General features: G+C 56.5%; 18 protein-coding genes. 7 read left to right on the forward strand and 11 right to left on the reverse strand.

The annotated features are described in order from the left end of the window. Positions 1-18: 18 nt before the first annotated feature. From HX884_RS09090 to puuD, 4 genes are all read right to left on the reverse strand, one after another. Positions 19-1,299: an FAD-binding oxidoreductase gene (locus tag HX884_RS09090; protein WP_178328014.1), complete on the reverse strand. Its 1,281-nt coding sequence runs from the start codon at positions 1,297-1,299 to the stop codon at positions 19-21. Beyond that, a complete protein-coding gene (puuC, locus tag HX884_RS09095) occupies positions 1,296-2,789 on the reverse strand; it encodes an aldehyde dehydrogenase PuuC (protein WP_178328015.1) in 1,494 nt (497 codons plus the stop codon). Before puuC ends, HX884_RS09090 begins: the two co-directional genes overlap by 4 nt. A 157-nt stretch (positions 2,790-2,946) precedes the next feature. Further along, positions 2,947-3,504 carry an HTH-type transcriptional regulator PuuR gene (gene puuR, locus HX884_RS09100; protein WP_013096835.1) on the reverse strand — a complete coding sequence of 186 codons (558 nt, stop codon included), beginning with the start codon at positions 3,502-3,504 and terminating at the stop codon, positions 2,947-2,949. Between the two features lie 25 nt (positions 3,505-3,529). After that, complete coding sequence (gene puuD / locus HX884_RS09105; protein ID WP_178328016.1) at positions 3,530-4,294, reverse strand: gamma-glutamyl-gamma-aminobutyrate hydrolase; 765 nt, start codon at positions 4,292-4,294, stop codon at positions 3,530-3,532. 214 nt (positions 4,295-4,508) lie between these two features. On the opposite strand from puuD, the gene HX884_RS09110 reads away from it, so the two are divergent. Next, the gene (locus HX884_RS09110; protein WP_178328017.1) at positions 4,509-5,927 is read left to right on the forward strand and encodes a glutamine synthetase family protein; all 1,419 of its coding nucleotides are present in this window, start codon (positions 4,509-4,511) and stop codon (positions 5,925-5,927) included. A gap of 356 nt (positions 5,928-6,283) precedes the next feature. Next, positions 6,284-7,675: an APC family permease gene (locus tag HX884_RS09115; RefSeq protein WP_178328018.1), complete on the forward strand. Its 1,392-nt coding sequence runs from the start codon at positions 6,284-6,286 to the stop codon at positions 7,673-7,675. Between the two features lie 76 nt (positions 7,676-7,751). On the opposite strand, the gene HX884_RS09120 is transcribed toward HX884_RS09115, so the two are convergent. Further along, a complete protein-coding gene (locus HX884_RS09120; protein WP_038980446.1) occupies positions 7,752-9,005 on the reverse strand; it encodes an MFS transporter in 1,254 nt (417 codons plus the stop codon). Between the two features lie 121 nt (positions 9,006-9,126). Between HX884_RS09120 and HX884_RS09125 the strand changes: the two genes are divergently transcribed. The 3 genes from HX884_RS09125 (at position 9,127) to bioD (ending at position 12,200) form a co-directional block, all read left to right on the forward strand. Further along, a complete protein-coding gene (locus tag HX884_RS09125; RefSeq protein WP_023620317.1) occupies positions 9,127-10,032 on the forward strand; it encodes a LysR family transcriptional regulator in 906 nt (301 codons plus the stop codon). A 121-nt stretch (positions 10,033-10,153) separates the two neighbouring features. Beyond that, positions 10,154-11,374, forward strand: coding sequence for a sugar metabolism global transcriptional regulator Mlc (mlc, locus tag HX884_RS09130; RefSeq protein ID WP_038419279.1), 1,221 nt, complete (start codon positions 10,154-10,156; stop codon positions 11,372-11,374). Positions 11,375-11,504: 130 nt separating this feature from the next. Then, positions 11,505-12,200: a dethiobiotin synthase gene (gene bioD, locus HX884_RS09135; RefSeq protein WP_013096826.1), complete on the forward strand. Its 696-nt coding sequence runs from the start codon at positions 11,505-11,507 to the stop codon at positions 12,198-12,200. Here bioD and clcB read toward each other — a convergent pair. Further along, complete coding sequence (clcB, locus tag HX884_RS09140; protein WP_013096825.1) at positions 12,135-13,445, reverse strand: voltage-gated ClC-type chloride channel ClcB; 1,311 nt, start codon at positions 13,443-13,445, stop codon at positions 12,135-12,137. The two genes, bioD and clcB, sit on opposite strands and share 66 nt — an antisense overlap. A 255-nt stretch (positions 13,446-13,700) precedes the next feature. Here clcB and HX884_RS09145 point away from each other — a divergent pair, with 255 nt between their 5' ends. Beyond that, positions 13,701-15,398, forward strand: coding sequence for an S-type pyocin domain-containing protein (locus HX884_RS09145; RefSeq protein ID WP_100168511.1), 1,698 nt, complete (start codon positions 13,701-13,703; stop codon positions 15,396-15,398). Then, a complete protein-coding gene (locus HX884_RS09150) occupies positions 15,395-15,862 on the forward strand; it encodes a DUF6392 family protein (protein WP_178328019.1) in 468 nt (155 codons plus the stop codon). Before HX884_RS09145 ends, HX884_RS09150 begins: the two co-directional genes overlap by 4 nt. Before the next feature lie 54 nt (positions 15,863-15,916). Here the strand turns inward: HX884_RS09150 and osmV are convergent, their stop codons facing one another. The 5 genes from osmV to HX884_RS09175 form a co-directional block, all read right to left on the reverse strand. After that, positions 15,917-17,065, reverse strand: a complete 1,149-nt coding sequence (osmV, locus tag HX884_RS09155; protein WP_038980454.1) for an osmoprotectant ABC transporter ATP-binding protein OsmV — start codon at positions 17,063-17,065, stop codon at positions 15,917-15,919. Then, positions 17,065-17,712, reverse strand: a complete 648-nt coding sequence (gene osmW / locus HX884_RS09160; protein WP_006808875.1) for an osmoprotectant ABC transporter permease OsmW — start codon at positions 17,710-17,712, stop codon at positions 17,065-17,067. The genes osmV and osmW overlap by 1 nt, the downstream gene beginning before the upstream one ends. A gap of 8 nt (positions 17,713-17,720) precedes the next feature. Further along, positions 17,721-18,620 (reverse strand): osmoprotectant ABC transporter substrate-binding protein OsmX, encoded by a 900-nt coding sequence (gene osmX / locus HX884_RS09165; RefSeq protein ID WP_013096822.1) that lies wholly within the window; start codon positions 18,618-18,620, stop codon positions 17,721-17,723. Positions 18,621-18,638: 18 nt separating this feature from the next. Further along, complete coding sequence (osmY, locus tag HX884_RS09170) at positions 18,639-19,349, reverse strand: osmoprotectant ABC transporter permease OsmY (RefSeq protein WP_178328020.1); 711 nt, start codon at positions 19,347-19,349, stop codon at positions 18,639-18,641. A 269-nt stretch (positions 19,350-19,618) separates the two neighbouring features. Then, positions 19,619-20,362: a YoaK family protein gene (locus HX884_RS09175; RefSeq protein WP_014831711.1), complete on the reverse strand. Its 744-nt coding sequence runs from the start codon at positions 20,360-20,362 to the stop codon at positions 19,619-19,621. Positions 20,363-20,624 lie beyond the last annotated feature (262 nt).

A 20,624-nucleotide genomic window follows, 5' to 3' on the forward strand; every position in this document is an offset into this window, starting at 1 on the left:
ACCCTTTTGTCGAAACGCTCATACGCCAAGACGATCGCGCAGGCTGTAATACGCCGCGCCCATCGCCGTGAATGGAATCCGCAGGCTGCGACCGCCCGGGAAGGGGTAGTGCGGAAGGTTGGCAAACGCATCAAAGCGCTCAGCGTCACCGCGCAACAGTTCCGAAATCAGCCGTCCGGCCAGGTGGGTGCAGGTCACGCCGTGGCCGCTGTAGCCCTGCATGTAATAGATGTTTTTATCCAGACGACCAAACTGCGGCATGCGCGACAGGGTCAGCAGGAAGTTGCCCGTCCAGCGGTAGTCGATTTTGACACCGGCCTGCTGTGGGAAGGTTTTCAGCAGCTTTGGCATCACCAGACGCTCGACATCGTCCGGATCGCGCGCGCCATAGACGACGCCACCGCCGTACAGCAGGCGGTTGTCGGCGGTAAGACGGTAGTAATCCAGCAGGTAGTTACAATCTTCCACGCAGTAGTTATTGGGGATCAGCGTGCGGACGACCGCTTCCGGCAGCGGGGCGGTGGTCACAACCTGAGTGCCGCAGGGCATGCTGCGTTTTGCCAGTTCCGGTTCTATCTTATCGCCCAGGTAGGCATTCCCGGCGACGATCACGTAGCGGGCCGTCACCTGGCCATGCTGCGTGCTTACCACCGCCGGGCTGGTGTGCTGAATGGCGGTCACCGGGGACTGTTCATACACCCGCCCGCCGTTCAGGCGAATCGCGTCCGCTTCGCCGATCGCCAGGTTCAGTGGATGAATATGCCCCCCGCTGCGGTCCAGCAGCGCGCCGGTATAGCGTTCGCTGTCGACTTCCCGGCGGATGGCACTGGCGTCCAGCAACTCCAGCTGCGTATTCCCGTAGCGTTCCCAGTTGGCTTTTTGCTCCTCCAGCGTCTCAAGTTGCTTATGGTTTAGCGCCACAAACAGCCCGCCGGGACGATAGTCGCACTGGATCTGATAGCGCTGGATACGCTCCCGGATGATCTCCCCGCCTTCAAACATCATGCTCCCGAGGACTCTGGCGGCATCGGGTCCGTAGTTTTTCTCAATCACGTCGATATCGCGGCTGTAAGAGTTAACCAGCTGGCCGCCGTTGCGTCCGCTGGCGCCGAAGCCGATGCGCGCCCCTTCAAGGAGCACCACGTCGTAGCCCATTTCGGCGAGATGCAGCGCGGAGGAGAGGCCGGTATAGCCGCCGCCCACCACGCACACGTCACAGCTGATCGACTCGTTAAGCGTCGGGAAAGGTTCGTAAGCGTTCGCGCTGGCCGCGTAGTAGCTGGTGGTATGTTCGGTCATGATTGAGACTCCAGGGCAATCCAGATGGTTTTCAGTTCGGTAAATTTTTCCAGCGCGTGCAGGGACTTATCGCGACCGTTGCCGCTCTGCTTATAGCCACCAAAGGGTACGGTCATATCGCCGTCGTTATAGTTATTGACGAAGACCGAGCCTGCTTTCAGGCGGCGGCTCATGCGGTGCGCGCGGGAAAGATCGCGGGTCCATACCGCCGCGCCAAGCCCATATTCACTGTCGTTGGCCAGCGTTAAGGCTTCTTCTTCGGTTTTAAAACGGGTGACGACCAGCACCGGCCCGAAAATCTCTTCCCGGCACAGCGGGGAGGCAGGATCGATGTCGACAAAAATGGTGGGACCGACTGCACAAGGCCATGCTTGTTCTCGCCCGTCCAGCAGCAGCGTACCTTTTCGGGTTCCCTCGCGAATAAACGTGTGGACGGTATCGGCATGTGCAGCGTCGATGAGCATGCCCATCGTGCTGTCAGGGTCGAGCGGATCGCCCGGCTGCCAGTGACGGGCCTGCGCTTTCAGCTTTGCCAGAAAGTCATCGGCGATGCTGTCTTCGAGTAGCAGGCGGGTACCGGCGATACAGACTTGCCCCTGGTTATAAAAAATCCCGGCGGCGGTCGCGCTCACGGCTTTGTCGAGGTCCGGACAGTCGGCAAAGATAATGTTGGCGCTCTTGCCGCCCGCCTCCAGCCAGACGCGCTTCATGTTGCTTTCTCCCGCGTCCTTCAACAGCTGCTTGCCGGTACGGGTAGAGCCGGTAAAGGTCAGCACCTCGACTTCTGGATGCAGTGCCAGCGCCTGGCCCGCTTCGTGGCCGTAACCGCTTATCACATTCAGCACGCCGTCCGGCAGGCCCGCCTCTTTCGCCAGCCCGGCCAGCCGCAGGGCGGTGAGTGGTGATTTCTCCGACGGTTTCAATACCACGCTGTTGCCCGCGATCAGTGCCGGGCCCAGCTTCCAGCAGGCCAGCAGCAGCGGGAAGTTCCAGGGAACGATGGCCGCAACCACCCCGATCGGCTCGCGCACGATCATCGCCAGTTCGCCCGGCCCCGTAGGCGCCACTTCGCCGTAGACTTTATCCGCCGCTTCGGCGTACCAGCGAATGGCACGAGCCGCGCCGGGAATATCGTCGCGCAGGCTGTGGCGGATGGGTTTACCGGTGTCCAGTGTTTCCAGTAAGGCCAGCTCTTCGCCGTGGCGTTCCATTAAATCGGCGAGCTTATTGAGCACGGCCTTGCGCTGCGCCGGATACGCCTGCGACCAGTCACCGCGCTCAAATACCTCACGCGCCGCCTGAACTGCACGGTCCACGTCCGCCTGTTTGCCCCGGGCCACGTTCGCCAGCGTCTGTTGTGTCGCGGGATTGACGGTTTCAAACGTGGCATTATCGGCGGCGTCACAATAGGCACCGTTAATAAATAACCGGGTCTCAATGGCGCTGTTTTTTGCTTTATCCTGCCAGTAAGTCAGGTGCTGAAAATGCATATTCACTCCTTTCTTTCGCAATCAGATAAATAAGGTCATGGCCGTTTCAGGCAATACGAAGCCGTGGGGCATCCCGGGAATTAACCCGTTGAATGCCGACATTGATCGTTTTTATTTGTCCCGGCGTAAGCGCACTTACGCCGGGACTGAGTGGTAATTAGAACGTGGTGGGGGTGTGGGCACTGATAATGCGGCAGATGCCTGCCGAGGTGTTGCTGAAGCTGTGCGGTATGCCGGTATTAATGGCATAGCTTTGCCCCGCAACCAGGTGATAAGGCTGGCCATTAATGGTCAGCACTATTTCACCTTCCAGTATCGTACCGATCTCCTCACCCTGGTGTTTGATCCTCTCTCCGGTCGTGGTTCCTGGCTGGTAAGTTTCAAAAATCATCGCCAGCGTACGGTTCGGATTTCCGTTATGAACCAGCTTCATCGAAACCCCCTGACTGCCTATTTCGATAAGGTCTTCCTGATTAATAACCACCTGCGGTTCATCAGGTTTTTCCGGTTCCGAAAAGAATTCCGAGAGCGACAGCCCATAAACTTTCAGCAGCTTTTGCAGCGTACTGATGGCAGGACTGACTTTGTCCTGCTCAATGGTGCTGATGGCACTGTGTGTTAACCCAGACAGTTCGGCGGCACGCCGCTGCGAGAGACCCAATTGCTGGCGGATCTCAGACAGACGTTTCCCTGGCGCCAGTCCGTCATCGCTCATAGTTGCATTTCCTTTACGGTAGTGGTCAAAGCCGTTGCTTCTCGGCAATGTGGCTTTGACAGGCGGTGATAAAACCTTCAAACAACATGCGTGACAGGGCGTACTCGCTGCTGTTCCATTCGGGGTGCCATTGCACACCGAGGGCAAAAGGGTGGTCATGAACGCTGACCGCTTCGACGAGCCCGTCCGTCGAGCGGGCCTCCACGCGGAGCCGTGGTCCTAACGTTCGTGCACCTTGCCCGTGTAACGAGTTTACCCAAAATGTGTTACAGCCTGGTATTAATTGAGACAGCAGCCCTCCCTCCTGAACCTGAACTTCATGAGAAGGGGCGTATTGTAGCTCAACCGGCAGTTCAGGATCTTCCCGGTGCTCAAGCAGGTCGTTCTGCTCGAACAGGCGGCGATACAGCGTCCCTCCCGTGGCAACAACCATTTCCTGCAGCCCCCGGCAGATGGCGAAAATGGGGATGCGCCTTTCGAGCGCGGCAGCAATCAGCGCCATACTCAGAAGATCTCGCCCGGGATCGGCGTCAGGCTCATCGCCGTTTTCACCATAAAGGTGCGGCTGCACGTTACTTGGGCTGCCCGGCAGGTAAATTCCGTCCAGGGTTGGCAGCAGAGCGGTAATAAGCTCTGGCTCTGCCAGCGCATGCGGTAAGGCAACAGGTAAGCCCCCCGCGTTAATAATGGCATTCAGGTACTTTTCTTGCAGGATCTGGGTCTCATGACCCTTAAGCCTGTTTCTGCACATCACCACGCCAATAACTGGCTTGTTCATTATATTTTCCATGATCGCCCTCACAAAGTGGACTAAATTTAGGCCATTCTCGCCTGTGAAACGGCCTTTTCGTTCAATATTTTCTCAATCTAGCAACAGGATCTGCCTTTTGCAAACTTAATTTAACATTTGACAAACAATTTGTTTGCATACAGATTCGATAGTTTGGACATTATATTTGACAGTCCAGAGCAGCGAACGCAAATCCCAAAAACGGTGGTAAATCATGGAAACCAATATCGTAGAAGTTGAGAACTTTGTGCAGCACACGGATGAGAGGCGGGGCAGCGCCTTTACGCAGGAAGTGAAGCGCTATTTAGAAAAGTATCCTGACACCCAGTTTATTGATGTCCTCCTGACCGATCTGAACGGCTGTTTTCGCGGCAAACGTATCCCGGTTGCCGGACTGAGCAAACTTGAAAAAGGCTGCTATTTCCCGGCATCGGTTTTCGCCATGGACATTCTGGGTAACGTTGTGGAAGAGGCAGGGCTGGGGCAGGAGCTGGGCGAGCCGGACTGTATCTGTGTGCCGGTGCCGGGCACCCTGACACCCTCCGCCGCCGACCCGGAATACATTGGTCAGGTGCAGCTCACCATGGTCGATGAAGATGGCGCTCCCTTTGACGTTGAGCCGCGGAACGTACTCAACCGACTCTGGCAGCAGTTGCGCCAGCGCGGTCTGTTCCCCGTGGTAGCGGTAGAGCTGGAGTTCTATTTACTTGACCGTAAACGCGATGCCGACGGCTATCTGCAGCCACCCTGCGCGCCGGGCACCGACGTGCGTAACACGCAGAGTCAGGTCTACTCGGTTGATAATCTCAACCACTTTGCTGACGTGCTGAATGACATTGACGAACTGGCGCAGCTGCAGTTGATCCCCGCCGACGGGGCAGTGGCTGAAGCCTCCCCGGGCCAGTTTGAGATTAACCTGCACCATACGGAAAACGTGCTGGATGCCTGCGATGATGCGCTGGCGTTAAAACGTCTCGTCAGGCAGATGGCGGAAAAACACAAGATGCACGCCACGTTTATGGCAAAGCCGTATGAAGAACATGCGGGCAGCGGGATGCATATCCACATCAGCATGCAAAACAACAGAGGCGAAAACGTGTTCGCAGACGCCAGCGGTGAGGATTCCACGATGCTGAAACGCGCGCTGGCCGGGATGATCGATCTGATGCCAGCGTCCATGGCACTGCTGGCACCGAACGTCAACTCCTACCGCCGTTTCCAGCCGGGAATGTACGTGCCGACACAGGCGTCATGGGGACACAATAATCGCACGGTTGCCCTGCGTATCCCCTGCGGCGATCGCCATAACCATCGGGTCGAATACCGGGTGGCGGGAGCAGACGCGAATCCGTATCTGGTGATGGCGGCGATTTTTGCCGGCATTTTACACGGGCTGGATAACGATTTACCCCTGCAGGAAGAAGTTGAAGGCAATGGTCTGGAGCAGGACGGACTGCCGTTCCCGATTCGTCAGAGCGATGCGCTGTGGGAGTTTATGCAAAACGATCACCTTCGCGAGCGGCTGGGCGAACGGTTCTGCCACGTCTATCACGCCTGCAAAAATGATGAATTACTGCAGTTCGAACGCCTGATTACCGAAACTGAAATCGAGTGGATGCTGAAAAACGCCTGATGACGTGCCCCGGTCAGGGGCCGCTTTGTTTCATTGCATACGTATCACCAAACGGCCTGCGCGGAGCCTGGCCGAACTGTTCGCTGGCACGCCAGCTATCTCCCGGGAGTCGCGTTATGGAGCGCAGGCGGCACAGGGACTTTCTTAACGACACTGTGTGACGAGGTAGGAAATGATGCAGATGTTCAACTATTCGCAGGGCGAAGGGGGCCAGTCAGGCGCCTGCTGTGAGTGCGAGCGAGAGACGCTGCGCTGGTACGATCGCGTATGTTCTTTACAACTTCCCCCTTTGCTAAGCAGGTTTGCGTTAAGGTCAACGCGATTGCAAACCACGGTAAGCATGGGGGGGATGGTCTATGGCGACTAACACATCTCTTGATTCGCCGGGCATGGCCGGAAGAACCCGGCTGCGCAGTTCCCTCAAGCTCTGGCAGGTGGTGATGATGGGGCTGGCTTACCTCACCCCCATGACCGTGTTTGATACCTTCGGCATTGTGTCCGGTATCAGCAATGGCCACGTGCCCGCCTCGTATCTCCTGGCGCTGGCGGGCGTCATGTTTACCGCCATCAGCTATGGCAAACTGGTACGACAGTTCCCGGAAGCGGGCTCTGCGTACACCTACACGCAGAAATCGATCGGACCCCATCTGGGTTTTATGGTCGGCTGGTCATCGCTGCTGGACTATCTCTTCCTGCCGATGATCAACGTGCTGCTGGCGAAGATCTACCTTTCCGCATTGTTCCCGGAAGTCCCACCGTGGGTGTGGGTGGTAGGGTTTGTGACGATCCTGACGCTGGCGAACCTGAAGAGTGTTAATTTGGTCGCCAACTTTAACACCCTGTTTGTGCTGGTGCAGATCGCCATCATGGTGGTGTTTGTCATACTCGTGGTGCATGGCCTGCACAAGGGGGAGGGCGTTGGCACCGTCTGGTCGCTGCAGCCGTTTATCAGCGAGAACGCACATCTGATCCCGATTATTACCGGCGCGACTATCGTCTGCTTCTCTTTCCTCGGGTTTGACGCGGTCACCACGCTGTCGGAAGAGACGCCAAACGCGGCGCGGGTTATTCCCAAAGCCATTTTCCTGACCGCACTGTATGGCGGGCTGATATTCATTGTTGCCTCGTTTTTCATGCAACTCTTCTTCCCGACGATTGCGCGCTTCAAGAACCCGGACGCCGCGCTGCCGGAAATTGCGCTGTACGTGGGTGGCAAGCTCTTCCAGTCGGTGTTTCTGTGTACCACGTTTGTGAATACGCTCGCTTCAGGCCTGGCTTCACACGCCAGCGTCTCACGCTTATTGTATGTGATGGGGCGTGACAACGTCTTTCAGGAGCGGGTGTTTGGCTACGTGCATCCGAAATGGCGTACTCCGGCCCTGAACGTCATTATGGTAGGGATAGTGGCGCTGTCGGCCCTGTACTTTGACCTCGTGACCGCGACGGCGCTGATCAACTTTGGCGCGCTGGTGGCGTTTACGTTTGTTAATCTCTCGGTGTACAACCATTTCTGGCGGCGTAAGGGGCTGAACAAAACGTGGAAAGATCGGTTCCACTATCTCCTGCTGCCACTCATTGGTGCCGTAACGGTCGGCGTGCTGTGGATAAACCTCGAAGCGACGTCCCTGACGCTTGGCCTCATCTGGGCGGCACTGGGGGTCCTTTATCTGACATGGCTGACGCGCCGTTTCCGAAAACCGCCTCCGCAGTTTGAAGCCGCTAAGATAGAGCAGGCCTGGGATTCCTGAATGTAAAAACGGCACCAGTACGCTGGTGCCGTTTATCTGGATCGCTCGTCTTACCGGATATCAGCCCGCAGGCGGATTATCTCAGACGTTTATGAAGACTGGCCCCTACCAGCAGTGCCCCGCAGAGCATCAGCGCGATAAACCCGCCCACGCCGTTCCAGCCGTAGTTGTGCCAGAACACACCGCCCAGCGTCCCGGCGAAGCTGGAGCCAAGATAATAGCTAAACAGATACAAAGAGGATGCCTGGCCTTTGGCACGACGGGCGCGCGGGCCAATCCAGCTGCTGGCAACGGAATGCGCGGCGAAGAAACCGGCAGAAAAGAGCAGCATTCCGGTGAAAATCAGCCACAGGGACGAGAAGAGCGTCAGCAACAGGCCCAGCAACATCACGGCGGTTGAGACCAGCATCACCGGCCCACGGCCATAGCGGGCGGTCATCGCTCCGGCTTTTGGCGAGCTCCAGGTCCCGGTCAGATACGCCACGGAGAGCAGGCCGACTACCGCCTGGCTCAGATGCCACGGCGAAAGCATCAGACGATAGCCAATATAGTTAAACAGCGTGACGAACGATCCCATCAGCAGGAAGCCGGTCAGGAACAGCCGCGGCAGCCCTTTATCCCGCCAGTGCAGGCGGAAGTTGATAAACAGCGTTTTCGGACGCAGGGAGGTGGGGCGGAAGTGGCGTGATTCCGGCAGAATTTTCCAGAACATCAGCGCAGAGGCCAGTGCAAAGCAGCCAATCACCGCCAGCGCAATGCGCCAGTTAAAGAAGTCTGTAAACACGCCGCTCAGCAGGCGTCCGCTCATACCGCCAATGGAGTTCCCGCTGATGTACAGCCCCATGGAGAACGCGACAAAGCTCGGGTGGATCTCTTCACTGAGATAAGTCATCCCGACCGCTGCCACGCCGCTCAGGGATAACCCGATGAGCGCGCGCATCATCAGGATCCCATGCCAGCTGGTCATCATGGTGGAGAGCAACGTACAAACCGACGCCAGCATCAGCGCGGTCACCATCACCTGTTTACGCCCAATGGCATCAGAGAGAGGGCCGGTAAAAAGCAGGCCGACAGCCAGCATCCCGGTTGAAATAGAGAGAGAAATACTGCTGCTGGCCGGTGAGACGCCAAACTCATGTGACAGCACGGGAAGGATAGGCTGAACGCAGTAGAGCAGGGCAAAGGTTGCCAGACCGGCTGAGAACAGCGCCAGCGTGACGCGCATAAATTGGGAGGTACCACGTTTAATAAACTGCGCCGGCTGAGAGACTGCGGGTAAATCATCGATATCGCGTGCCGGTTCGATATCAACGGTAGATGTACGACTCACACATGTTCCTTGCTTAAACATCCCCGTGGTTTCTGGTGACGGGTATGACCACCTCTTCAGGGTAGGAAAATGTAAATATTCTGTCTAATATATTAATAATCTCAAATGATACTTATAAAATATGAATATCGAACTGCGTCATTTACGCTACTTTGTCGCGGTGGCAGAAGAACTCCATTTTGGCCGCGCCGCCGCGCGCCTGAACATCTCGCAGCCGCCGCTCAGCCAGCAAATTCAGATCCTGGAGCAGCAGATTGGCGCCCGTCTTCTCGCCCGCACCAACCGTAGCGTGAGCCTGACGGCGGCAGGCAGGCAGTTTCTGGCCGACAGCAGACAAATTCTGAGCATGGTTGACGACGCCGCCGCCCGCGCAGAGCGGCTCTATCTGGGGGAAGCCGGTGAATTGCGCATCGGGTTTACCTCGTCTGCCCCGTTTATCAGCGCCGTCTCGCAAACCCTGTCGTCGTTTCGCCGTGACTTCCCGGACGTGCATATTCAGACGCGCGAAATTAATACCCGGGAACAAATAGCTCCGCTGAATGAAGGGGCGCTGGATTTAGGGCTGATGCGCAACACTCAACTGCCGGATTCGCTGGCGTGGCAGGTGATCCTGCGCGAGCCGCTGATGGCGATGATCCCGCGCGATCACCCCCTGGCGTCGAAGCCTGCCGTCACGCTGGCTGAGCTGGCGAAAGAGCCGTTTGTCTTTTTCGACCCGCAGGTGGGAACCGGTCTGTATGACGATATTCTGGGCCTGATGCGCCGCTACGATCTCGCCCCGGTCATTACCCAGGAGGTAGGAGAGGCGATGACGATAATAGGCCTGGTCGCCGCCGGGCTGGGGGTTTCTATTCTCCCGGCCTCCTTTAAACGGGTACAATTGCGTGAAATGTGCTGGGTTCCGCTTGCCGAAGACGATGCGGTATCGGAGATGTGGCTGGTGTGGTCCAGACATCATGAACAGAGCAATGCGGCACAGCGTTTTAAAAAGCAGCTTATCACCGCCTCTGCCGGGCGATATTTATAGGGAAAAATGGGCAAAAATGTGCAGTAAATCACATGGCTAAGTAAATATTTGACGACGGCCATGCAAGTGCTTCACCATAGCCCAAAGTTTATTTCGAAGCTCGAAAATAAGGGAGTACGAGGTGGTTGCTGATAGTCAGCCAGGGCATATTGATCAGATTAAGCAGACCAACGCTGGCGCGGTATATCGCCTGATTGATCAGCTTGGTCCGGTTTCGCGTATCGATTTGTCGCGCCTGGCCCAACTGGCTCCCGCCAGTATTACCAAGATTGTTCGCGAAATGCTGGAAGCCCACCTGGTTCAGGAGACGGAGATTCAGGAGCCGGGGAGCCGGGGCCGTCCGGCGGTCGGGCTGGTGGTGGAGACGGAAGCGTGGCATTACCTGTCGCTGCGCATCAGCCGGGGTGAGATCTTTCTTGCGCTGCGCGATCTCAGCAGCAAGCTGGTGGTGGAAGACCGGCTGGAGCTGCCGCTTAACGCTGATCAACCGCTTCTTGAGGCGATTGTCACGCATATCGATCATTTCTTTATTCGTCATCAGCAGAAGCTTGAACGCTTAACGGCGATTGCCATCACCATGCCGGGCATTATTGATACCGAGAACGGCATTGTGCACCGCATGCCGTTTTATGAAGACGTCAAAGAGATGCCGCTGGGTGAGGTCCTGAAAAACCATACCGGCGTACCGGTCTACATTCAGCATGACATCAGCGCCTGGACTATGGCGGAGGCGCTGTTTGGCGCGTCACGCGGGGCGCGGGATGTCATTCAGGTGGTGATCGACCATAACGTCGGGGCGGGCGTCATCACCGACGGACGCCTGTTGCATGCGGGCAGCAGTAGCCTGGTGGAGATCGGCCACACGCAGGTCGATCCCTACGGGAAACGCTGCTACTGCGGCAACCACGGCTGCCTGGAGACCATTGCCAGCGTGGAAAGCGTGCTTGAGCTGGCGCAGGTGAGGCTCAGCCAGTCCATGAGCTCCTCGTTGCACGGGCAACCCCTGACGGTAGATTCCTTGTGCACAGCGGCGCGGCAGGGCGATCTGCTGGCTAAGGACATCATTACTGGCGTAGGGAATAACGTCGGGCGCATTCTCGCCATTATGGTGAATCTGTTTAACCCGCAAAAAATCCTGATCGGCTCCCCGCTCAGCCAGGCGGCGGATATCCTCTTCCCGGCGATCTCGGCCTGCATTAGTCAGCAGGCGCTGCCCGCTTACAGCAAAAACATTGTGGTCGAAAGCACGCAATTTTCGAACCAGGGCACCATGGCCGGCGCCGCGCTGGTGAAAGATGCAATGTATAACGGCTCCTTACTGATCCGCCTGCTGCAGGGCTAACTCTTTTCCACAGACTTACTAAAAATTGCGCTATCTCAAGCCGGATAGCGCACGCTTCCCGTAGACTTCCCCCACTGAATTATTTACCTGGTTTATATTTTCGAAGCATACCCAAGAGGTGGAATGAGTCATGCTTAAGCGTTTCTTTGTTACTGGTACAGATACCTCTGTCGGCAAGACTGTTGTATCGCGCGCGTTGCTACAGGCGCTGGCAGCAAGCGGTAAACGTGTTGCAGGGTACAAACCGGTCGCAAAAGGCAGTAAAGAGACGCCAGAGGGGCTGCGTAATAAAGATGCCCTGGTTTTACAAAGCGTCTCATCCCTGGAGCTGCCTTATGACGCGGTCAATCCTATTGCCCTGAGCGAAGAGGAGAGCAGCGTGGCGCACAGCGGGCTGATCAATTACACCCTGCTGTCGGATGGGCTGGCGAACCTGAGCGAGAAGGTTGATCACGTTGTGGTTGAAGGCACGGGCGGCTGGCGCAGCCTGATGAACGATTTGCGTCCGCTTTCCGAGTGGGTGGTGCAGGAGCAACTGCCGGTGGTGATGGTGGTGGGCATCCAGGAAGGGTGTATCAACCATGCGCTGCTTACGGCGCAGGCTATCGCCAATGACGGCCTGCCGTTAGTGGGCTGGGTGGCAAACCGCATCAACCCAGGCCTTGCGCACTATGCAGAAATCATCGACGTGCTGAGCAAAAAACTGCCCGGCCCTCTGGTGGGCGAACTGCCTTATTTGCCGCGCGCCGAGCAGCGCGAACTAGCGCAGTACATCGATCTCTCTGCTCTCGGCAGTGTGCTGGCCGTAGATCGAGTCGTGGCGTAACGTTCGCGAGAGTACGGACGCAACAACGCAGGCAATCAGCAGGCCGGGTAGCAGAAAATACTGCCCGGTCATTTCACACACCATCAGCGCCGACATAATAGGCGCATGCGTCGTGGCAGCGAGCAACGTCGCCATCCCCGCCAGTCCCAGCAAAATCGCCGTTTCAGAACCCGGTAACCACAGCGCAAAAAGCTGCGCAAACAGCATTCCTGTTGCCAGCCCGACAAACAGCGTCGGCGTGAAGACCCCGCCCGGTGCGCCCGAACCGCTGCTTGCCAGGACCGCCAGCAGCTTACAGATAAACACGCCCGCAATAACGGACAGCAGCGGCGGTGAGAGCAGAAAGGCCTGCACCACGCTATAGCCGTTACCCCACACTTTGGGCGTAAGAAGCGACAACATCCCGACGATCAGCCCCCCGAGCGCCAACTGCCAGGGGGGTGAGAGTTTGAGACGCAGAAACAGGGCGTGGCTAACCGTCATCAGCCACATCAGCAGCGGGCCGCAGACGCCCGCCAGCAGACCGATGATGACAATCAACCCGTAATCGCCCGCAGTGAGCGTTTCGCTGAGATGCACCTCATACAGCGTGGTGGCGCCGGGGCTTAACAGACGCGTCGTCAGCAGCGCGACGACGGCCGCAATGACTACCGGGCCGAGCGAGGCGAGCATCAGCGTGCCGAACAGGATTTCCGCAATAAACAGGCTTCCGGCTAGCGGCGCGTGGTAGGCGCTGGCCATTCCCGCCGCCGCCCCGCAGGCTATCCATAATTTCCATTCGGACTTCGGCGTAAAGCGCTGCGCAAACAAGGAGGCGGCGAGGGCAGCGAGCAGGATCATCGCCCCTTCACGCCCGATGGCGCTTCCGCTGGAAACCACCAGCAGTGACGCCAGGGATTTGACCAGGCTGGCACCGTAATCGAACTGCCCGTCACCCGTTTCCAGCGCTTCCATATAATCCGTTGGCGCATGCGGGCGTTGCGCCGTCAGCCGCTGCCATCCCCACAGCAACAATCCGGCTGCCAGGCCGCCAAGAGCAGGCGTGAGCATGCGACGCCAGGGGGACAACGCCGCCGCGGCGTTCACCAGGCTGCCGCTGTCGTTACTGAGAAACAGCCACTCCAGCAGATACATGCTGTGGCGAAACACGGCAACGGCCAGCGCAGCCAGTACGCCCGTGACGGTGGCAATCAGAAGCCGGCGAAACATCGCGCGGATATCGGGGTAAGTATGAAGACGTTGCATGGGTCGCGAGTAAACGGGGTCGGTATTCTATTGTGATAGGAACTCAACCAGTATGCAAATGAGTGTTTATAGGGGTGTTCTAAATATTTAAGTTATTTATTTTTAGTGGTGATTTATTTGGTTGTTAAATATTAACCAAAAGTGCGGAATAAATCTGGTTAACTCATATTCATAGTAAAATTCCTTTTTTATTAACGAAAAGGAAAAGGGAATTCTTTATGAGTAATCAATTTACTAATTACCGGAGCGTAACGCATGGGTTACCGTACCGATAATTTTGGCCGGGGACAGGCGCTTGAGAATGATAAAACGACTACCGGTGCCAGGTGTATTGCGTCTATTACGGACAGCACCGAATTTGGACGCAGAATTCTCAGGGTAGGTGATAAAACCACTCCCTGTCCTAAATGTGGCAGGAAGGGCGTGATTGTATCAGGTGAGGAACGGGTGACATTTCACGGCGTACCCGTCGCCGTTCACGGTTCAAATGTACACTGTGATTGCCCACCGGGTACGAACCGGGTGATTGCCCCGGCAGGTCAGTGGCTGGGCTGTGGACGAGACCCGGTTGATGTTGCCAGGGAAGAACACGCCGCCAGGCTGGCAGCAGAAAAGCAGGCTGAAGAAAACCGCAGAGAGGAAGAAAGGGAGCGCAACCGGGTATTTGCAAAATCCTGCCTGCGGGGGGATGGCTGCAATGATGCCGGTGACGAGCGCGAACCCCATACTAATTTTGCCGATATGGCATTTTTCCTGGCCATGCCGGCCAGCGACCCGGCAACCGATTCAGACACCCCGCAGCACGCGCAGACCGCCAGAAAGAAAAAGCCAGAGGATATCCCCAGACCGAAAAAGCGCAGCGCCTTTTATCGCTGGTGGAACGGCAACCAGGAGGAAATGGACTATCAGGCCGCCGTTGCCGCCGCAACTGCAGCTACGCGCGCGCAGACGGCTACCGCAGGTGCAAGCTTGCTGGAAATCATAAGCGGCAGGACGCTGACTTACGGCACATGGGCGGTGCGTGGTGCCGTTGGGCTGGGTGAGATAGCCACCGCGGGAGCGGGTGCTCCTGTGGCCGGGCTGCTGGTGGGAATGATGCCCGGCAGGCTGAACGACGGCGAACAGGATTTTATCGACCGTATGCGCCTCGCGCAGATGCGTGAAGCCCCAAGCCGTGTTCGCTATACGTGGGAGAACGACAGCAGGGGGAACCCGGTGCCGCATGGCTGGCACACGCCGCCTGGCCGGGACAGTGTGCGCGTCAGAAAAATGGAGTACGACAGCAGGGGGCAGGCGTATACCTTCACTACGGAAGAAGAACCGCGCATCACCATCGTGTGGACGCCTGACCGGACAGACGATAAAAAGCCGTGGAATACCGGCAACCAGGCGCGGCCAGTGCTGCCGAACCCGGTCGTTGTTGACCCGCTGCCCGTTAACACCGGCATAACGGCGACCACCAGCCCGGCACCGGAAGAAAAGAGTTTCGCGGATTACATTCTGATCCTGCCGTTCCCTGACCTGCCGCCGATTTATATCTACCTGAGCAAACCACCGGTGGAGTTTCTGGAGGTTGAGCTATACAGTGACTTTAAGCGCCGTTCACGGCAGGGGATGTATGAGGCGGATCACATGCCGTCGGCTGCGGCTGTTAAGGCCTATCTCCGTAGGGAGTATCCATATTTAAAAGAAACGGAAATTCAGGCGTTTTCATTACAGGTGGCGGCTATCGTTGTCCCTAAAGATGTGCATCAGAAAATCAGTGAAACTTATGGCGGACGTAATACTCTGGCACAGATTGATCTGGACTCGCAGAACTTACGGGCAGCAGCGGATCGTAATCTGGATACCATTAAGCCATCGTTAAAAAAGCAGGGTGCCACTGAAGAACAAATAGAAACTGCCAGAACCAAAATGCATGCTCTGAACAGCCAGCAAGGATTATACAAATGACAGTAAATGTAGAAGCACTTATCCATAATCTGGGCAAAAGCTATAAAGAGTTAGTTGATAATGGGTTAATCACCTACAAAAGTGATCCTATAGGGGCAGCAGGCGACCCCGTGTTACTTTTACCAATGGTGAACGAAGGTGTTTATTTAGCCTTTAATCGAGAAGGGAGAATACTTAAAGAAATTACGTTGTCTATTCAGCGCGATGACGTAAAAGGATGGGTTTTCCCAAATGTACTCCCTTCACCGTTGCAGCAAAACATGTCTCGTGCATGGATTCATCAAGTGTTTGGTGAGCCCGAAGGCACGATTGCCCCAAGAATGATAATGAATCGCTCTTTCGGTTGGGTTGAAAAATTTACCGTTGAAGATGTTCACACACCCACCACAATGCAGATAGATTACGATCTTAACGAGATAGTTAAAGAAGTCGCTTTTATTCTCACTTCTGACATTCGCTGGTAAAGCTTAGCATAAGCCCCGAAAGGGGCTTTTCTGGTCTGTATTAAAATATAATTCTCAGCTCTCACTGTGGATATTCAGCGCCCGGCGCGTACGCCCTGAGCTGAGGTACTCCGCGATATAGTCCTGCGAAATTTCACCGTTATAGCGACCCTCTTCATCCACAATCGGCATCCAGCTGGTGTTGCTTTCATACAGGCGGGAGAGCACCACGCGCAGGTTATCTTCCGCTTTGCCGGTCATGCGGAACGGATGCAGGATATCGGCACAGGTGCCGCTGGCGTTGCGCGCTTCCCGGCGTTTCACAAACCCCAGCGGTTTACCGTGCTCGTCCACCACGGTGATGGCGCGGATATCGTGATCATCCATGGTGGCAAAGGCCTCTGGAAGCGGGGTAGAGCCGCGTACAGTGATAGTAGGCTGCTGGTCGGTGACGTCGCCTGCCGACACCAGCAGCAGGCGCTTCAGAGTGCGGTCCTGACCCACAAACGAGCCGACAAACTCGTTCGCCGGCTTCGCCAGCAGCTCGTCCGGGCTGGCGCACTGGACAATCTTCCCCTGACGGAAAACGGCGATACGATCGCCCAGCTTCAGGGCTTCATCGATATCGTGGCTGACCAGCATCACCGTTTTCTTCAGCTTGCGCTGCATCTCCAGAAACTGGTTCTGGATCACTTCACGGTTGATGGGGTCCACCGCGCCGAAGGGCTCATCCATCAGCAGTACCGGCGGATCTGCCGCCAGCGCGCGGATCACGCCGATACGTTGCTGCTGGCCGCCGGACATCTCGCGCGGATAGCGGTGAAGAAACTTACGCGGATCCAGCGCCACCATATCCATCAGCTCTTCGGCACGGGTTTTACACCGGGCTTTATCCCAGCCCAGCATGCGCGGCACCACGGTAATGTTCTCTTCGATGGTCATGTTCGGGAACAGGCCAATTTGCTGAATCACGTAGCCGATGTTGCGGCGCAGCGTCACCGTATCCATCCCGCTGGTGTCTTCACCGTTAATCAGGATCGTGCCGCTGCTCGGCGTAATCAGGCGGTTGATCATCTTCAGGGTGGTGGTTTTCCCGCAGCCGGACGGGCCGAGCAGGACGCACATTTCCCCTTCGGGCACGTTCAGGTTGACGTTGTCCACGGCCTTAAAGGTCTGGCCATGCTTCTGTGAAAAATGTTTGGTGAGGTTTTCCAGTTTTATCATTATCGAATCCCCTTCGGAGTCAGTACCACCTGCAGACGGTGCAACAGCCAGTCGAGCACAATCGCTAAAAGACAAATCATCAGCGCCCCTGCAATCAACATGCGGATATCGCTCCCGCCGATGCCGTTAAGCAGTAGCAGGCCCAGGCCGCCCGCGCCGATCACGGCGGCAATCGCCATTACGCCGATGTTCATCACCACGGCGGTGCGGATGCCGCCGAAAATCACCGGTAGCGCCATGGGAATTTCAACCCAGCGCAGCCGCTGCCAGAAGGTCATGCCGATGCCGCGTCCGGCCTCACGCAGACCCGGCGGCAGGCTGTCCAGCGCGGTATGGGTGTTGCGTACAATCGGCAACAGCGAGTAGAGAAACACCGCGGTAATGGCGGGCAGGGCGCCAATGCCCTGACCGATCAGCGAAAACAGCGGGATCATCAGGCCAAACAGGGCGATGGACGGAATGGTCAGCACGATGGTCGCGATGCCCAGCACCGGTGTCGCCAGCCATTTGTGACGGACAATTAGAATGCCGAGCGGAACGCCGATAATAATGGCCAGGCCAACCGCCAGCGCCACCAGCCACAGATGCTGCAGCGTCAGGGTTAAGAGGTAATCCCAGTTATCCAGAATGTAGTGAATCGTCTCCATAGCGCCTCCTACAACAGCTTTTTGCTACGCAGGAAATCACGGGCGACCTGCTGCGGTGACTGATGATCGATATCCACCTTCTTGTTCAGCTCGGTGATAACGTCGTTGTTGAGCTGGGCGGAGAGGGTGTTAAGCGCCTCTTCCAGCCCCGGGTTCGCCTCCAGCGTGTCTTTACGCACCACCGGGGTGACGGCATAGCTCGGGAAGAAGCCTTTATCATCTTCCAGTACTTTGAGGTCGAAACCTTTCACGCGGCCGTCGGTGGTGTAGATCAGCCCGGCATCAACAAAACCGTCGCGCACCGCGTTATACACCAGGCCGGGATCCATCTGGCGGATCTGCGGACGGTCCAGCGCCATGTTGTAGGCCTTCTGCAGCGGCTTCATCCCATCGCTGCGCCCGGCAAACTCAAGATCCAGTCCCAGCAGCCAGTTCTTGTCCGGGTTGGTTTTACGCACCTGCTCAATCTTCGCCACCATCTCAGACATGGTGTTGATATGTTCCGCTTCGGCGCGTTTACGCTGCATGGCGAAGGCATAGGTGTTGTTCATATCGGCGGGTTTGAGCCAGACCAGACCGTGTTTCGCGTCCAGACGCTTAACCGTCTCGTAAGACTCCTGCGGCGACATGCGCTTGTTGATGTGGTTAAAGATGATCAACGACGTACCGGTGTACTCCCAGGTCATATCAATTTGTTTGTTGATCATCGCGTTACGGGAGATAACGGTCGCAATATTGGTTTGCGGCTGCACCTGGAACCCTTTCTTTTGCAGATACTGCACGGTCATGGCCGAGAGAATATGCTGCTCGGTAAAGCTCTTGGTCGCCAGAATCAGCGGGGCGGCTATCGCCTGGCTGGTGAAGAGCGCCGCGGCACACAGCGCCGTCAGGCTGGATATCAGTCTCATGAAAGCTCCTTGTTATTGTTATCGAGCGAGATGGGGACTCATCACGCGACCCAGCGCAGCCAGCAGGGTGTCGAGGATCAGGGCAAACAGCGCGGTGGCCGCCGCGCCCAGGATCAGCGTCGGGAAGTCGTTCAGGTAGATGCCGGGGAAAATCAGCTCGCCGTAACTGCTGGCGCCAATCAGGAAGGCCAGCGGAGCTGTACCCACATTAATGGCGGTGGCGATGCGGATGCCCGAGAGCATCACCGGCCAGGAGTTAGGTAACTCCACCTGGCGCAGACGCTGCCATTTGGTCATCCCAATCCCGTTTGCCGCTTCCAGTAATGACGACGGCACCGAGCACAGCCCGGCGTAGGTATTGCGCACAATCGGCAGCAGCGAGGCAAGAAACAGGGCGATGATGGCTGGCGTATCGCCAATGCCAATCACCACCATCGCCAGCGCCAGAACGGCCAGCGGCGGCAGGGTGTTGCCGACGTTGAAGATTTGCATCACGTATTCGGCTACCCCACGCGCCGCCGGGCGGCTGAGCAGGATACCCGCCGGAATGCCAACCAGCAGTGCGAAGAACATCGAGGAAAATACGAGGATTAAATGCTGTTGCCCGAGGTAGATCAGGTCAACCTGGCGCGCCTTGATCGTCTCCAGCCCAATGCCCCAGGTGAGGAGGGCCAGAACCACGATTATGGCGCCGACAAACAGCAGCGAGCGTTTGAGTAATGGATGCATTGCGGTGTGTCTCCCTGTGCGCATGCGTTATCGCAACCAGCGGTTGCCTGTTGTTATGCCATGTTTCGGCAGGGGTAGTTGACCTATAGCAAGCGTTTGGGAAGGGTTCCAGCGAAGGGGGAAAATCAGTAACCCTATGAAACTAGTGACAACCTTGATAAAGCCTTATGAGGTAAGGGCTGGCTGTGAGAGGGCAGAATAGTCCTAAAGCGACTTCATGAAAGTGACGGTGTCACAACTGTCGCGACATTCTGCCCTCTGCGTTTTGACTATCGGCCGAGGGCTGCGCGAACTTTGCGCACGCGTACCGCGATGGTAATCATGGAACAAACGGATACCAGCGCCAGTATAACACCCAGCGCCAGCATTGCATTAAAGCCAATCCACCGGAACAGGAGTAATCCCGCGATACCGCCCGTAATAAACGAGAACAGGGTGGTTAAGTGGGTTTTAAGCTGGCTTTTCTGCGCCGCCGTATCTTTGGAGTAGTCCCGGCGCAGCATCGCCACCACCACCGAGGCCAGCGATATTCCCGCGTCCGTCAGCGTGCCGGTGATGTGCGTTGATCTCACCCGGCCGCTGGAGAGCTGGGTGGAGGTGGAATTGTGGATCCCCATCAGACCACAGAGAAAGATAATAATTGTGCGGTTGCTGGTGAGGGCATGGAAATACATCTCGTAAACCGAAATACCGGTCAGTAATAACCCTTCGACAAACAGGATCTGGCAAAAAACCAGGCGGATATTATGGATAATGCCCCAGATAACAATAATGCGCGCAAGAATGGCACCCGTGACAAACGCCAGAATAATGGAGCCAAAGAAAATAATATCGTTCAGATCGGTGGAAGAGACTTCGCTGGATAATTGTGAGGTATTGCCGGTCATGTGAGAGGGGAAAAAGCCAAATGCCCCAAGGGCGATGGCGTTGAGCAAGCCGGCGGATGTCGCCAGCCAGAGGGCTAACCGGCGATCCTCCTGATGCGTTCGTTCTTTTTTGAGTTTAATCAGCAAGAATACCTCCGGGGTGAGCTTTGCCTGAAACGTCAGGCTAGCAAAGCGATACAACGGACAGTCCAGGATATGGCTTAATTATTATTCCCTCTGACGAGATGCAGGGTTTTGTAATTAAATAAAATATCCTTGCTGAATATAGGGCTGTGGGGAATTCAGACCATGCCGTTATTTCCATGTCGCAAAAATGCCGGGCGCTGATTAAGACGTGGCTTTGTTGAATAAATCAGATTTCGGGTAAGTCTCCCCCGTAGCGGGTTGT

The organism is Enterobacter sp. SECR19-1250 (genome assembly GCF_013391025.1).
GTDB classification, from domain to species: Bacteria; Pseudomonadota; Gammaproteobacteria; order Enterobacterales; family Enterobacteriaceae; genus Enterobacter; species Enterobacter cloacae.